Below are 13,957 nucleotides of genomic sequence, written 5' to 3' on the forward strand. Positions count from 1 at the left end.
AAGTCAATGAAATCAACGGTCTACCCAGACCACCCCCGCGCCAGTGCTAGCTTTGCGTACCGTCACTTATTGCACTGAAAACGAGGAGACCCCAGCGCAGGCTCGTACCAGGTGAGCGATCGACATCTCTGAGCTCAGCTCGGTGTTGATGGAGCGGTATGGATGGAGGCGTCGGTCGCATCCACGGGCGCCGCACGATGGTGATCGTTACGGGGCGCTCCACCAGTCTCGGAACTTTGCCCATTTCGACTTTCAGCACATTCTGTGCGAGCCGCTGCCGCGCCTCTCCGAAGGCTGCTCCAGAGCTTGGCGATCGTTGCATCGCAACGCATGTCGGCCTGAAGGCTTCGGCAGCCCGGGGTGACCCGAATGTCCATGCTCTGATCCGCCCCATTACTGGCACACCCAGGCAGCGACCCCGTACACGCCTATAATTGACTTAATTACTCGGGTATCAACGCTGGCAAAGCGGTCTTGACCCGACGAGTTGGATCCCGCGACAACAGTTGCATAGCCGGTCGCGATCGAAGCTGACGGATCCAGCGATGCACTGCAAGGGCCCCGCCGGGGTTGTTGGTGCGCAGGTTTTCAAACAAGGATCGACCATGACGATGACATTGACTGACCGTGCCGCAGCGCAGATCCGGCGCCAGCTCGAAAAACGCGGCTCGGGCATCGCGCTGCGCATCGGCATCAAGAAGGTGGGCTGTACGGGGCTGGCCCACACCTTCGAACTCGCCGATGAGATTCGCCCCGGCGAACACAGCTTCATGTCACACGGTGCGCTCGTGGTGGTCGATTCCGAGAGCCTGGTGGTTCTCGACGGTTCGAACATCGACTTCGTCACCGAAGGCCTCAAACAAAGCTTCAAGTTCGACAACCCGAATGTCGACAGCCAGTGCGGCTGCGGTGAAAGCTTCAACGTCAAGAAAACGGCCAGTCCCACCAAAACTTAGGCGCTGTGCCGCCCACGTTTTCCTCAAGCCAGACAACCCGCCAGAAGGAACACCATGAGTGAACTACTGCAACAACTCGTCAACCAGCCCTACAAGCATGGGTTCGTCGCGGACATTGAATCCGATGTCGCCCCCAAGGGCCTCAGCGAAGACACCATTCGCATGATTTCGGCCAAGAAAAACGAGCCCGCCTGGCTGCTCGAATTCCGGCTCAAGGCCTATCAAGTCTGGCTGCGAATGAGCGAGCCGGCCTGGCCCAATGTGCACTACCCAAAGATCGACTTTCAGGCCATCAGCTACTACGCTGCACCGAAGAAGAAGCCCAAGCTCAGCAGCATGGATGAGGTCGATCCCGAGTTGCTGCGCACCTTCGAGAAGCTCGGTGTGCCGCTGCACGAGCGCATGGCGCTGGCCGGCGTGGCGGTCGATGTGATCTTTGACAGCGTGTCGGTGGCCACCACCTACAAGGCCAAGCTGGCCGAAGCGGGCATCATTTTTTGCTCGATGTCCGAAGCCGTGCTGGAACACCCGGAGCTGGTGAAAAAGTACCTGGGCACGGTGGTGCCGACAGGCGACAACTACTTCGCCGCGCTCAACTCAGCGGTGTTCACCGACGGCTCGTTCTGCTTCATCCCCAAAGGCGTCAAGTGCCCGATGGATTTGTCCACCTACTTTCGCATCAACACCGAGGAGTCGGGCCAGTTCGAACGCACGCTGATCGTGGCCGAAGAAGGCGCCACCGTGTCCTACCTCGAAGGCTGCACCGCACCCGCCTTCAGCAGCAACCAGCTGCATGCGGCCGTGGTTGAACTGGTGGCACTGGACAACGCAGACATCAAATACTCGACGGTGCAGAACTGGTATGCAGGCGATGAAAACGGCGTGGGAGGCATCTACAACTTTGTCACCAAACGCGGCCTGGCAAAAGGCGTGAACTCGCGCATTTCCTGGACGCAGGTTGAAACCGGCTCGGCCATCACCTGGAAGTACCCATCGGTTATTTTGAGCGGAGACAACTCGGTCGGCGAGTTCTATTCGGTGGCGGTGACCAACCACCACCAGCAGGCAGACACCGGCACCAAGATGATCCACCTGGGCAAGAACACACGCAGCACCATCGTCAGCAAAGGCATCTCTGCCGGGCAGTCAAGCAACAGTTACCGCGGCCTGGTCAAGGTGGCGCCCACGGCCACTGGCGCGCGCAACTATTCGCAGTGCGACTCGATGCTGATCGGCGACAAATCGGGCGCACACACCTTCCCCTACATCCAGGTGCGCAATCCCGGCGCCCAGGTCGAGCACGAGGCATCGACCTCCAAGATCGGCGAGGAACAGCTGTTCTATTTTGCCCAGCGAGGCATCAGCGCCGAAGCGGCGGTGTCCATGATCATCAATGGATTCTGCAAGGATGTTTTTCAACAATTGCCGATGGAGTTCGCGGTCGAAGCGACTCAGCTTCTCGGCTTCAAACTCGAAGGAGCAGTCGGATGATTCACCCCAACAACCCGGTTTTACTTGAAGTGCGCGGCCTGTGCGCCAGCGTCAACGGCATCGACATTCTCAAGGGCCTGGACTTCACGGTCAGGCGCGGAGAGGTCCACGCCATCATGGGACCCAATGGCTCGGGCAAGAGCACCTTTGCCAAAGTGCTGGCCGGCCACACGGCTTATCAAGTCACTGCCGGCAGCGTGCAGTTCGAGGGTCAAGACCTGCTGACGCTGGCACCCGAAGCGCGCGCTTTGGCGGGCGTGTTTCTGGGTTTTCAGTATCCGATTGAAATACCCGGCGTGGCCAACAGCCAGTTTTTGCGCCTGAGCTACAACACACTGCAGGCGCAGCGAGGTCAGGAAGAACTGGACCCGCTGGAGTTTGACGACCATGTGCGCGAGAAAATGAAGCTGCTCGAGATGAGCCCCGATTTTCTGGATCGCAGCGTCAACGAAGGCTTTTCAGGCGGTGAGAAAAAGCGCAACGAAATCCTGCAGATGGCGCTGCTGGAGCCGCGGCTGGCGATTCTGGATGAGACCGATTCCGGTCTTGACATTGACGCGCTGCGCATCGTCTCGCAGGGCGTGAACCAGCTCAGCAACCCCGACAACGCCGTCATCCTGGTCACGCATTACCAGCGGCTGCTGAACTACATCGTGCCCGACTATGTGCACGTGATGGAAGCCGGCCGCATCGTCAAGACCGGCGGCAAGGAGCTCGCGCTGGACCTGGAGGCGCGCGGCTACGACTGGGTCAGCGCCGACCATGAAGCGGCAAGCCACAACGAGGTCAATGCATGAGCAGCGCCACCGCCCTGCGCCCGCCAACGGTGGACCACCTGGCCACGCTGCTGGCCGGTCAGCCGCTGCTGGCGCCAAGCCAGTGGGCATACGTGAACACGCTGCGGGAACAGGCCCAGGCGGCTCTGGGTGCGCTTGCCATGCCTACGCTGCGCGACGAGGCCTGGCGCTTCACCGACCTGGCCCCGCTGCACCAGCAGAAGTTCCAGCCGGTGCTCCAGGCAAGCCGGCTGCAGCTTGAGGACATCGCGCCGTTTTGTCTTGATGACGCCGCTTGCCGGCTTGTGTTTGTGGATGGCGTTCATGCGCCGCAGTTGTCCAGCCTGGCCCCTGATAGCGGGGTGGTCGTGAGCGACCTGCCGACCGCCATGGCCACCCACACGGCCGCGCTGGTGGCGCAACTGGGTCGCCAGCAGGCGCTGGGCGACAACGTGTTTGCAGCGCTCAACACCGCCTTTGTGCAGGACGCTGCGGTCGTGGTGCTGCCGCGCGACATGGAGCTGGCGCAGCCGGTGCACCTGCTGTTCGTGGCGACGCAGGCGGGCGCGCTCAGCCACCCGCGCTGCCTGGTGCTGGCCGAAGCGGGCAGCCGCGCGACGCTGATTGAAGACTACGTGGCGCTGCAGGACTCAGCCGCCATGGCCTATCTGGTGAATCCGGTGACGGAAATCGTGCTGGCTGCGCAGGCACAGCTCACGCATGTCCGCGTGCAGCGCGACGCTGCGCAGGCGTTTCACATTGCCAACTGCGCAGTGTCCGTGGGGCGCTCGGCGAACTACCAATCGGTCAGCGTGGCCATGGGCGCACAGCTGTCTCGCTACTCCCTGCGGGTTTTGCTGGACGAGGGTGCCGAGTGCGCCGTACACGGCCTCGCGCTGGTGGCCGGCAGCCAGTTGGCCGACACCCACAGCTGCATCGACCACGCCCAGCCGCACGGCAGCAGCCGCCAGCTGCACAAGTGCATTGCCGACGACAGCGCGCATGCGGTGTTCAACGGCAAGGTGATCGTGCGTCCCGGCGCCCAGCGCACCGACTCTGCGCAGTCCAGCCGCAACTTGCTGCTGAGCGGCCGGGCCCAGGTCGACACCCAACCGCAGCTGGAGATCTTTGCCGACGACGTGAAATGCACCCATGGCGCCACGATTGGCCAGCTCGATGCTGAAGAAATGTTTTACCTGCAGAGTCGCGGCCTGTCGGACAGCGCCGCGCGACAGCTGCTGACCTACGCCTTCGGCGCCGAGATCCTCGATCGCATTCCCCTCGCCTCTTTGAAACACCAGTTGCAGCAGCGCATGCTGGCGCGAACCGGCGGCCTGCCATGAACGCCCGCCTGAATGCTGTGATCGCCGCGCCCACCGATCTGGATGTCGAGCGCGTGCGCGCCGACTTTCCCATCCTGCAGACCATGGTCGATGGCAAGCCCCTGGTCTACCTCGACAATGCCGCGTCGAGCCAGATGCCGCAGCCCGTCATGGACCGCCTCGCGCGCTACCAAAGCACAGAGCACGCCAACATCCACCGCGCGGTGCACACCCTGTCTGAGCGTGCAACCGCAGCCTACGAGGCAGCGCGTGTCACGTTGCAGCGTTTCATCAATGCGCCCGACGAGCGCGAGGTGATCTTCACCAGCGGCACCACCGAGGCCATCAACCTGGTGATGCACGGCTACGGCCGCAAGTTCATCAAGGCCGGTGACGAAATCATCCTGACCACGCTGGAGCACCATTCCAACATCGTCCCGTGGCAGATGCTGGCCGAAGAAACCGGTGCGATCATCCGCGTGCTGCCGATCAACGATGCTGGCGAGCTGTGCATGGACCAGTTCGAGCCGCTGTTCAACGCGCGCACCAGGCTGGTTGGCGTGAGCCATGTTTCCAACGCCCTGGGCAGCATCAATCCGGTCAAGCAGATGATTGCGCTGGCGCACAGCCACGGAGTGCCGGTGCTGGTCGATGGCGCGCAGGCGGTGCCGCACCTGCCGGTGGACGTGCAGGACCTGGACTGCGATTTCTACGCCTTTTCGGGCCACAAGCTGTGCGGGCCGACCGGCATTGGCGTGCTCTACGGCAAAGCGGCGCTGCTCGAAAAAATGCAGCCCTTCAAAGGCGGCGGCGACATGATCCTGTCGGTGTCGTTCGAGAAGACGGTCTACAACACCATCCCCCACAAGTTCGAGGCCGGCACACCGCCAATTGCTGCCGCCATCGGGCTGGGCGCGGCGGTCGATTACCTGTCATCCCTCGGCATGGACGCGATTGCCCGGCATGAGCACGCGCTGCTGCAGTACGCCACCGGCCTGCTGGGCGAGCTGCCCGGCTTGCGTCTCATCGGTACTGCACGGCACAAGGCCGCCGTCTTGTCTTTCACACTGGACGGCATCCACCCGCACGATGTTGGCACGCTGCTGAACCAGGACGGCATTGCGGTGCGCACCGGCCACCACTGCGCGCAGCCAGTGATGACGCGCTTCAAGGTACCAGCCACCACGCGCGCCTCGTTTGCGTTCTACAACAGCATGGCCGAGGTGGATGCGCTGATTGCCGGCATCCGCAGCGTTCGACAGGTGTTTGCGTAATGGCCGACTACAAAGCCCTCTACCAGGAGGTGATCCTGGACCACAACAAAAAGCCGCGCAACTACGGCACTTTGGCCCACCCCAGCCACCACGCCGAGGGCCACAACCCGCTGTGCGGCGACCATCTCAGCGTGGCACTGCGATTGCAGGACGAGACCATCGACCAGATCGCCTTCCAGGGCGAGTCCTGCGCGATCTGCAAGGCATCGGCCTCGATGATGACGGCCGCCGTCAAAGGCAAGACGCGTGAGCAGGCCCAGGCCTTGAGCCAGGAATTTCTGGCCATGGCCACCGGCAAGCTCGACCTGAACCAGCCCAACCAGATCGGGCGGCTCGCGGTTTTTGCCGGCGTGCGAGATCTGCCCACGCGCGTCAAGTGCGCGATTTTGCCGTGGCACACGCTGCAGGCCGCTTTCAATTCGCAGGCCATGGCCAGCACAGAAACGTAGATTTTTATGACGGTTTACGCCCTTGAAAGGCCAACATGCTGACGGCAAATGAACTGAAAAACTACATCGTGAACGGCTTGGCCTGCGACCACGCCCAGGTGCTGGGCGATGACGGCCAGCACTTCGAGGCGTTGGTCGTGAGCCCGCAGTTCGCCGGGAAAACCCGGGTACAGCAGCACCAGCAGGTTTACCAGGCGCTGGGCGATCGCATGCGCTCGGAAATCCACGCGCTGTCGCTGCAAACCTTCACGCCCGAGGCCTGGGCGAAATCGATGCCTCAATAACTTTGGAACTCACATGAACACCCACGAAACAATTCACGCGCAAGTCAATGGCAATGCCGTGGTGCTCTACATGAAGGGAACGCCGCAGTTCCCGCAGTGCGGCTTTTCAGGCGCCACGGTGCAGATACTCAAGGCCTGCGGCGTGCACAACTTTGCTGCCATCGACGTGCTGGCTGACCCTGAAATCCGGACCGGTATCAAGGCCTATGCCAACTGGCCCACCATTCCGCAGCTCTACGTCAACGGCGAACTGGTGGGCGGCGCCGACATCGTGCGAGAGATGTACGAGTCGGGCGAGCTGCAGACGCTGGTCAATCCGTCAGGGGCTTCATGACCTTGCCATTGCCCTCGCGCCACATCCGCGAGGTGCATTTTCTTCAGGAGGCTTGAATGCCGAAGATTGCCGAAATAGACGACACACCGAATCCGAACGCAGTCAAGTTCACGCTTCACGAGCCGCTGACCTGGGGTGTTTCGTATTCCTATGAGAACGCAGAGCAAGCCAGCGGCGACGCGCTGGCCTCGGCGCTGTTCGCCATTCCCCATGTCAGCAACGTGTTTTACGTGGACCGTTGGCTGACCGTGACGCAGGACGGCGGCGCCGACTGGCCGGAGCTGGTGCGGCTGATTGCTGTGCCGCTGCGCGCCGCGCCAGCGGCCGCTGCGCAGTCTGCTGCTGCTGTGTTTGCAGCGCGCGTGGCCATAGACGACATGAGCGTGGAAGACCAGGGGCGACTGGACGTGATCAGCGAACTGCTCGATGAGCGAATCCGGCCGTCGCTGCAGGCCGACGGCGGCGACTTGCATGTGGTGGGCTTGGCCGGCAACTACCTCAGCATCCACTACCAGGGTGCCTGCGGCAGCTGCCCGAGCTCGATCTCCGGCACGCTGGCCGCGATCCAGAACCTGGTGCGCACGATCGAGCCGGAACTCGCCGTGGTGTCGGTGTAGCCTGCCGCCGCGACAGGCCGGCAGCCCACGCGACACCCTGCCATGACAACTCTTCATCCCTGAACTCACAAGGCAGGTAACACCGCAATGCAAAAAACTGACCCCGCACAACAGCCCCCGCAAGGCGACCCGCCCCAGCCAGCCACCGGCTCCGGGAAACTGCCCGGCATCCGTCACCTCATCGCGGTTGGCAGCGGCAAGGGTGGCGTCGGCAAATCGACGGTAAGCGTCAATCTGGCGCTTGCGCTGGCGCAGCGCGGCGCGCGCGTCGGGCTGGTGGACGCCGACATCTTGGGCCCCAGCATCCCTGGCATGCTGGGCATACCGACCGGAGAACCGCCCGAGATGACGGCCGACAGCCGGATGATCCCTGCCCAGCGCTACGGGCTGAAGGTCGTGTCCATGGGCATGCTGACCGGCGACGACCAGCCGGCCGTGCTGCGCGGGCCGATGGTGGGGAAGTACCTCAAAATGTTCGTTGATGGCGTGCAATGGGGCAAGCTGGATTATCTGATCCTGGACCTTCCGCCCGGCACCGGCGACACCCAGCTGACGCTGGCGCAAAGCATGCCTCTGTCGGGCATGGTGATCGTGACGACGCCCCAGGCCGTGAGCCTGAAGATCGCCCGCCGGGGCTTGCGCATGTTCGAGAAGGTGCAGGTCCCGATTCTCGGCATCGTCGAGAACATGCGCACCTTCACCTGTCCGCACTGCGGCGAAACCACGGACATCTTCCGCCACGGCGGCGGCGAGCTGATGAGCGAGGAACTCGGTGTGCCGTTCCTGGGAGCCTTGCCCCTGGCCGCCGAGGTCGTCACCTGCGGCGATGAAGGACGTCCCATCGTGGTCGCGCAACCGGCGTCGCTCAGCGCACGGGTGTATGCCGCCATCGCCGACGCACTGGTCGAGCAGGTGCACGCGGCGGTCACGGTGCTCAAGCCCTTTGTCTGGAAGTGGGACAGCAACGAGGGTGCACCAGCCTGGATGGAAGGCGCTGTGCAGCCTGCGGGCGCGCGCACCGTCCCGGTGGGCCTGCTGCGCCGCGATCCGCGCACCTTGTCGCTGCTGTGGGAAGACGGCCATCGCGACGACCTCGATGTGCGCGACCTGCGCCTGGCCTGTCGCTGCGCCCTTTGTGTGGAGGAGATGAGCGGGCGCAAGCTGCTCGACCCCCGGACGGTGCGGGCCGATGTGAGCCCGCGCCAGATCACCAGCATCGGCAACTACGCGATCCAGTTCGACTGGAACGACGGCCACAACAGCGGGATCTATGCCTTCAACGACCTGCGTGCCCTGGGCGAACGGGCTGGTCTGCAAAGCGTCGAAGATGTCTGAAGCCCTGGCGCCGGATCGGATTCGGGCGGATCAGCCGATCAGCATACGCGCCGAGGCATCGCTGGTCGATCCCGACAGCTGCAAATTCACAGTCAGCTGCAGCGTGCATCCGGGCGGTTCCTTCTTTTTTGCCGGCAGAGAACGCGCAGCCGGGTCGCCGCTGGGCGAGCGGCTGTTTGCGCTTGGCAGTGTCGCCAGCGTGCTGATTGCCGGGAACGTGGTGACCATCGGCAAGGCACCGGACGCTGCCTGGACCGGACTCAAAGCGGCCATAGGCTCGGCCATCCGAGCGCAGCTGCTCAGCGGCATGCCGGCGATCCTGGAGACGGTGGCTCCCAGCGGCACGCTGGCCAGGTCAGACGCCGAACTGGGGGCAGCGGTTCAGGAACTGCTGGACCGGGAGGTCAATCGCTCCATTGCCGGTCACGGCGGCAAGATATCGCTGGTGGAGGTGCAGGGTGGCCGGCTCTTCATCACCATGAGCGGCGGCTGCCAGGGCTGCGCCTCGTCGCAGGTGACGCTGCGCGAGGGCTTCGAAGTCATGGTGAAACGGGTGGCGCCCGAGATCACGGCCATTGTCGATGCGACGGAGCACGCGGCGGGGAAGCAGCCCTTCTACCCGCGCGCTGGTTCGATGCCAGGGTGATCAGAAAGTAGCTGCATGTCAAAACGACTGCCCCACGAAGTCTTCACGTCTCTCAGGCAGCAAGCCGGAAACAGCGGTGCCATACGTGCCTTCTATCTTGGAACGTGTTCATGACCACCGATTCGGCGCATTCCCCAAAGCCAGGCCGGCTTCAACCCATGCCCGGCAGCAGCGCGGACGGCCAACGCCCGCGCGTGGTCATCGTTGGCGCCGGCTTCGCCGGTCTCAGTGTCGCGAAGCGGCTCGCCAGGGCGCCGGTGGACATCACCCTGATAGACCGGGAAAACCACCACCTCTTTCAGCCGCTGCTCTACCAGGTGGCCACGGCCGGCCTGTCGCCGGCAGACATCGCCTGGCCCATTCGAAGTCTGGTGCGGGACCAGCGCAACACGAGCGTGCTGCTGGGCGCGGTCACGGGCGTCGATTGTGTGCAAAAACGCGTGATCATGGCGCACCACCACATTGGCTATGACGTCCTGGTGCTCGCGACCGGGGCGACCCATGGCTACTTTGGCAATGACAGTTGGGCCGCCCATGCGCCTGGCCTGAAGACGATCGACGATGCCACGGAGATCCGCCGCCGTCTGCTGCTCGCCTTCGAGTGCGCGGAGATGGAATCCGATGCGCGCGAGCGTGAACGGCTCCTCACCATCGTCATCGTGGGCGGCGGACCGACCGGGGTCGAACTGGCCGGCGCCGTTGTGGAGCTGGCGCGCAAGGCGCTCGCGGCCGACTTCCGCTCCATCGATCCACAGCAGACGCACGTGCTGCTGGTCGAGGCCGGGCCACGCCTGCTGCCAGGCTTTCCAGAGCCACTGTCGAGCCATGCCGAACGGGCGCTTCGGCGAGTCGGCGTGGATGTGCGCCTGCAAAAGGCCGTCACGCACTGCAGTGCGACCGGGGTCACGCTGGGCGACGAGAGCGTGTCCGCTGGCACGGTGATCTGGGCGGCCGGGATCGTTGCTTCGCCAGCTGTCAACTGGCTCGCCGTGGCAGGTGATCGGGTTGGTCGTGTGTTGGTCGGGCCCGATTTGCGGCCACCCGGCATGGACGACGTTTTCGTCATCGGCGACACAGCGCTCGTCCAGGATGTTGCCGGCAAGCCACTTCCCGGCATCGCCCCGGTCGCCAAGCAGCAGGGGGCCTATGTGGCCGAGGCCATCAAGGCGCACCTCGCCGGCAAGACCGCGCTGCCACCCTTTCGCTATCGGGACCGGGGCCTGCTCGCCACGGTCGGCCGCAAGACCGCTGTCATCGCGTTCGGGCGCCTGCGGCTCAAGGGATGGTTTGCATGGTGGATATGGGGCATCGCTCACGTCTACTTCCTGATCAGCGTGCGCAATCGGCTGATCGTCGTGACGCAGTGGCTCTGGTCCTACGTCAGCTACGAGCGTGGTGCCCGGCTCATTACGGGCATGCGCACCAAATCCAGATTTTTTGACTGAAGGATTGAAATGAGTGAATGGGTAGCACTGCGGCTTGCGCGTCAACCAGGACAACAGCATCATGAATATTGAAACCATCCGCTTCAGAAACATCGTGTCGGTGCTGCCGCACGCGTCCACGATCAGCCCCCGGCCGGACCAGCAAAGGGGCACCCTCAAGACCAAGCGCGACGCGACCAATCCCGACGACCGCCTGCCCAAGCCCGACTGGATCCGCGTCAAGGCGGCGAGTCCGACGGGCCGCTATCGCGAGACCAAGGACATCGTGCGCGCCCATCAACTGATCACCGTGTGCGAGGAAGCCTCTTGCCCCAACATCGGCGAGTGCTGGAGCAAGGGCACGGCGACCTTCATGATCATGGGAGACAAATGCACGCGCCGCTGCCGCTTCTGCAACGTCAGCACGGGCCGGCCCGACCCGCTGGACGCCGACGAGCCGCAGCGCCTGGCCGAGACCATCGCGCTGATGAAACTCAACTACGTCGTCATCACCTCGGTCGATCGTGACGATTTGCGCGACGGCGGCGCCGGCCATTTTGTGCAGTGCATCCAGCGCATACGCGCGCTGGCGCCCAGCACCACCATCGAGATCCTGACGCCCGACTTCAGCGGCCGGCTCGAGCTGGCGCTGGACATCCTGTGCGCTGCGCCGCCCGACGTGCTGAACCACAACATCGAAACCGTGCCGCGCCTGTACAAGGAAGCGCGCCCAGGCGCAGACTTCCAGAACACCCTCAACCTGCTGCAGAGCTTCAAGGCGCGGCAGCCCGGCATCCCCACCAAATCCGGTCTGATGGTCGGCCTGGGCGAAACCGACGAGGAAGTGCTGGACGTGCTGCAGGCGCTGCGCGCCCATGGCGTCGACATGCTGACCATAGGCCAGTATCTGCAGCCCACCGGCGGCCACATGCCCGTGCGGCGCTACGTGCATCCCGATGTCTTCATGATGTATGCCGATGCGGCCAACCGCATGGGCTTCAGGCACGCGGCTTCCGGTCCCCTGGTCCGCAGCTCGTACCACGCCGACGAACAGGCGCGAGCGGTGGGTCTCCTTCCACGCTGACGCACTGTCCAGCCCCGACTCCAGTATTCCCTGCTTCTGCTTTCATCCCATCCAGTCACCATGCAACAACCCACCCGTGACGTGCTTATGACCGAAACCGAGACCTCGACCAGCAAGGACAAGATCAAGTTCCTGCTGCTCGAAGGCATTCATCCATCGGCCGTCGCCGTGATCCAGGCGGCGGGGTACACGCAGATAGAAAGCATCGCGGGCGCTCTGTCCGGCGAAGCGCTTGAGAGCAAGCTCCGTGGCGTTCACTTTCTGGGTATTCGTTCGCGCACCCAGCTGCCCCGGCACGTGCTGGCGCATGCCAACCGGCTGGCCGCAGTGGGATGCTTCTGCATCGGCACCAACCAGGTGGATCTGGAGGCGGCGCGGGATCTGGGCATCGCGGTCTTCAACGCGCCCTTCTCCAACACCCGATCGGTGGCCGAGCTGGTGCTGGCCGAAGCCATCCTGCTGATGCGCGGCATCCCCGAGAAGAGCGCCGCGGCGCATCGCGGCGGATGGCTCAAGTCGGCAAATGGCGCCTTCGAGGTACGCGGCAAGACCCTGGGCATCGTGGGTTACGGCGCCATCGGCACGCAGCTCTCGGTGCTGGCCGAGGGCCTGGGCATGAAAGTGATCTTCTTCGACGTCGTGAACAAGCTCCCCCTGGGCAATGCCAGCCAGGTCGCACGTCTCGAAGACCTGCTGGCTCTAGCCGACGTCGTGAGCCTGCATGTGCCCGAGACCGCGGCCACCCGATGGATGATGGGTTCGGCTCAAATCGCCGCGATGAAGCACGGCGGCGTGCTGATCAACGCATCACGCGGGACAGTCGTCGACATCGAGGCTCTGGCCGACGCCCTGCGAGGCAAGCGCCTGGCTGGCGCCGCCATCGATGTGTACCCCGAGGAGCCGAGCAGCAACGAGGAGCTCTTCGAGTCGCCCCTGCGGGGCCTCGACAACGTGATCCTGACACCGCACATCGGTGGGTCCACCGTGGAGGCCCAGGAGAACATCGGTATCGAAGTCGCAGCCAAGCTGGTCAAGTACAGCGACAACGGGACCTCGACCTCGTCGGTCAACTTCCCCGAAGTCGCCCTGCCCGCCCACCCCGGCAAATACCGTCTTCTGCACGTTCATCGCAACGTGCCGGGTGTGCTTGCGGAGATCAACCAGGTCTTCTCTGACCTCCACATCAACATCGCCGCGCAGTATCTGCAGACCCACGCAGATGTGGGATACGTGGTGATCGACATCGATGCCGAACACGCGGCCCTGGCGCGGGCCAGGCTGGCCGATGTTCCCGGAACCTTGCGCAGTCGGGTCTTGTTCTGAAAGGGCCCGAAGCATGAACTCATGGTCTGTCGGCGCGGTCCACGAAGGCGCCTGTCAGGTGCGGAACGTGAGGGGTGACCACGTCGGCAACCTGAAATGGATCCGGGGTGCGTGGAAGTTCAAGGCCATCGGCCATGACGAGGTGGGGGCGGTCGTTCCGGGCGGTGGGCCTCTGACCGACCGGCACAACACTGTGTTCGCCAGCCTCGACGTGGAGCAGATCAACAAGGTGCTTGGCAGTGCCTTCGATGCCCACCCGACAGTTCACGAACCCAACCTCTCCCCTGAGAGATAGATTCGTTCGGACGCGCCTTCGTTGGAGCCAGGGTGGCCAGGCTTCCCAGCGGGGCCAACAGACGGCAAAAAATTCAGGACTCCTCGGGTGCCCCAAGATGCGCCGGCCGCACGATGGTCACGGCCACCGGGCAGTGCTGCACCAGGTGATGCGCCACCGAACCCAGACCCCGCCCGACATCGCCGTCATCGTTGCCGCTGCCGTGGGCGCTCATGATCACGGCGTCGCAGTCGTGGCTCTCCACCAGTTCAAGGGGTCTCCTCGTTTTCAGTGCAATAAGTGACGGTACGAAAAGCTAGCACTGGCGCGGAGGTGGTGTTGGTAGATCGTTGATTTCATTGACTTTC

16 protein-coding genes are annotated in these 13,957 nt (G+C 63.7%); 15 read left to right on the forward strand and 1 reads right to left on the reverse strand.

The genetic code is table 11. The annotated features are described in order from the left end of the window. Nucleotides 1-605: 605 nt before the first annotated feature. The 15 genes from EV672_RS18215 to EV672_RS18285 all read left to right on the forward strand — a co-directional run bounded on the left by EV672_RS18215 (nt 606) and on the right by EV672_RS18285 (nt 13,610). Nucleotides 606-956, forward strand: coding sequence for a HesB/IscA family protein (locus EV672_RS18215; RefSeq protein ID WP_133611371.1), 351 nt, complete (start codon nt 606-608; stop codon nt 954-956). A 54-nt stretch (nt 957-1,010) separates the two neighbouring features. After that, nucleotides 1,011-2,447: a Fe-S cluster assembly protein SufB gene (sufB, locus tag EV672_RS18220; protein WP_133611372.1), complete on the forward strand. Its 1,437-nt coding sequence runs from the start codon at nt 1,011-1,013 to the stop codon at nt 2,445-2,447. Then, the gene (gene sufC / locus EV672_RS18225) at nt 2,444-3,244 is read left to right on the forward strand and encodes a Fe-S cluster assembly ATPase SufC (protein WP_133611373.1); all 801 of its coding nucleotides are present in this window, start codon (nt 2,444-2,446) and stop codon (nt 3,242-3,244) included. Before sufB ends, sufC begins: the two co-directional genes overlap by 4 nt. Beyond that, nucleotides 3,241-4,566: a Fe-S cluster assembly protein SufD gene (gene sufD, locus EV672_RS18230; protein WP_133611374.1), complete on the forward strand. Its 1,326-nt coding sequence runs from the start codon at nt 3,241-3,243 to the stop codon at nt 4,564-4,566. The genes sufC and sufD overlap by 4 nt, the downstream gene beginning before the upstream one ends. After that, nucleotides 4,563-5,819 (forward strand): cysteine desulfurase, encoded by a 1,257-nt coding sequence (locus EV672_RS18235; protein ID WP_133611375.1) that lies wholly within the window; start codon nt 4,563-4,565, stop codon nt 5,817-5,819. Before sufD ends, EV672_RS18235 begins: the two co-directional genes overlap by 4 nt. Continuing rightward, nucleotides 5,819-6,268, forward strand: a complete 450-nt coding sequence (sufU, locus tag EV672_RS18240) for a Fe-S cluster assembly sulfur transfer protein SufU (RefSeq protein WP_133611376.1) — start codon at nt 5,819-5,821, stop codon at nt 6,266-6,268. The genes EV672_RS18235 and sufU overlap by 1 nt, the downstream gene beginning before the upstream one ends. A 35-nt stretch (nt 6,269-6,303) precedes the next feature. Beyond that, the gene (locus EV672_RS18245; RefSeq protein ID WP_133611377.1) at nt 6,304-6,552 is read left to right on the forward strand and encodes a BolA family protein; all 249 of its coding nucleotides are present in this window, start codon (nt 6,304-6,306) and stop codon (nt 6,550-6,552) included. A gap of 13 nt (nt 6,553-6,565) precedes the next feature. Further along, a complete protein-coding gene (grxD, locus tag EV672_RS18250) occupies nt 6,566-6,886 on the forward strand; it encodes a Grx4 family monothiol glutaredoxin (RefSeq protein ID WP_133611378.1) in 321 nt (106 codons plus the stop codon). A 56-nt stretch (nt 6,887-6,942) separates the two neighbouring features. Further along, complete coding sequence (locus EV672_RS18255) at nt 6,943-7,503, forward strand: NifU family protein (RefSeq protein ID WP_133611379.1); 561 nt, start codon at nt 6,943-6,945, stop codon at nt 7,501-7,503. 87 nt (nt 7,504-7,590) lie between these two features. Then, the gene (locus EV672_RS18260; protein WP_133611380.1) at nt 7,591-8,838 is read left to right on the forward strand and encodes an MRP-like and DUF971 domain-containing protein; all 1,248 of its coding nucleotides are present in this window, start codon (nt 7,591-7,593) and stop codon (nt 8,836-8,838) included. Beyond that, complete coding sequence (locus EV672_RS18265; protein WP_133611381.1) at nt 8,831-9,484, forward strand: NifU family protein; 654 nt, start codon at nt 8,831-8,833, stop codon at nt 9,482-9,484. The genes EV672_RS18260 and EV672_RS18265 overlap by 8 nt, the downstream gene beginning before the upstream one ends. A 110-nt stretch (nt 9,485-9,594) precedes the next feature. Continuing rightward, nucleotides 9,595-10,929: an NAD(P)/FAD-dependent oxidoreductase gene (locus tag EV672_RS18270; RefSeq protein WP_243738764.1), complete on the forward strand. Its 1,335-nt coding sequence runs from the start codon at nt 9,595-9,597 to the stop codon at nt 10,927-10,929. Nucleotides 10,930-10,990: 61 nt separating this feature from the next. After that, on the forward strand, nt 10,991-11,992 hold the full coding sequence (lipA, locus tag EV672_RS18275) for a lipoyl synthase (RefSeq protein WP_133611384.1): 1,002 nt from the start codon (nt 10,991-10,993) through the stop codon (nt 11,990-11,992). Between the two features lie 60 nt (nt 11,993-12,052). Continuing rightward, complete coding sequence (gene serA, locus EV672_RS18280; RefSeq protein WP_243738765.1) at nt 12,053-13,315, forward strand: phosphoglycerate dehydrogenase; 1,263 nt, start codon at nt 12,053-12,055, stop codon at nt 13,313-13,315. Between the two features lie 13 nt (nt 13,316-13,328). Then, a complete protein-coding gene (locus tag EV672_RS18285) occupies nt 13,329-13,610 on the forward strand; it encodes a hypothetical protein (protein WP_243738766.1) in 282 nt (93 codons plus the stop codon). Nucleotides 13,611-13,683: 73 nt separating this feature from the next. Here the strand turns inward: EV672_RS18285 and EV672_RS18290 are convergent, their stop codons facing one another. Then, nucleotides 13,684-13,854: a universal stress protein gene (locus EV672_RS18290; protein ID WP_279536380.1), complete on the reverse strand. Its 171-nt coding sequence runs from the start codon at nt 13,852-13,854 to the stop codon at nt 13,684-13,686. Nucleotides 13,855-13,957 lie beyond the last annotated feature (103 nt).

The organism is Aquabacterium commune, from assembly GCF_004362855.1.
Classification (GTDB): Bacteria; Pseudomonadota; Gammaproteobacteria; order Burkholderiales; family Burkholderiaceae_C; genus Aquabacterium; species Aquabacterium commune.